The organism is Halorubrum sp. SS7 (assembly GCF_005435055.1).
Taxonomy (GTDB): domain Archaea; phylum Halobacteriota; class Halobacteria; order Halobacteriales; family Haloferacaceae; genus Halorubrum; species Halorubrum salinarum.
Window position 1 is genome coordinate 1,169 of sequence record NZ_SGXV01000052.1, and the last position, 610, is coordinate 1,778.

The following is a 610-nucleotide window of genomic DNA, read 5'->3' on the forward strand; positions in this document are numbered from 1 at the left end:
ATCGATGTTCGAATCCCAACGAGATTGGGGAGCGAGGACGGCTATTGGAACGAGTCGATCGAGAACGGCTCGGTCACGTACCAGGGTGTGAATGACAGTGCGTACCCCACGTCGAGTGAGGTCTCGGCCCTGCTGCTTCAGGTTGATAGCCCAGATAACGTCACCGTGAACTCCGTGGGTATACAGTCAGAACCGAGCGGTGAGACGGTGAAAGATAACGTCGGGCCTGTAACCGGGGGCGGTGCCGGTGCTGGTGGTGGTAACGGTGGAGATACTTCTCCCGGAGGCGACCCGGAACTCAAGTATGTCACTGGAACTGGCACCGACACCGATGATAATGGTAGGATAGCTTTTGAACTCGAAAACACCGGGAGCGGCGATGTAACAATTACTGGGATCAGAGTTGACAGTACCACAGATGAGCAAGCGGACAGGGTGAATAACGACGGTAATAGCGAATTTAATGGTGCTGGCGGCGATCTTAATCTTCCATCCGGGCAGGCCTTACTCATTGGTGCAGCAGGGATAACTGATCTTGATACGAACGCGGTAGTAGCTCAGGGATCGACGGAAAAGTTCAATCTACAACAGTTTAGCAGATCGCCTGGCA

Annotated in this window: 1 pseudogene; it reads left to right on the forward strand. The window is 53.8% G+C overall.

Annotated features, from left to right (window positions below):
• Positions 1-610: pseudogene (locus EXE44_RS16285) on the forward strand (hypothetical protein); the annotation flags it as partial.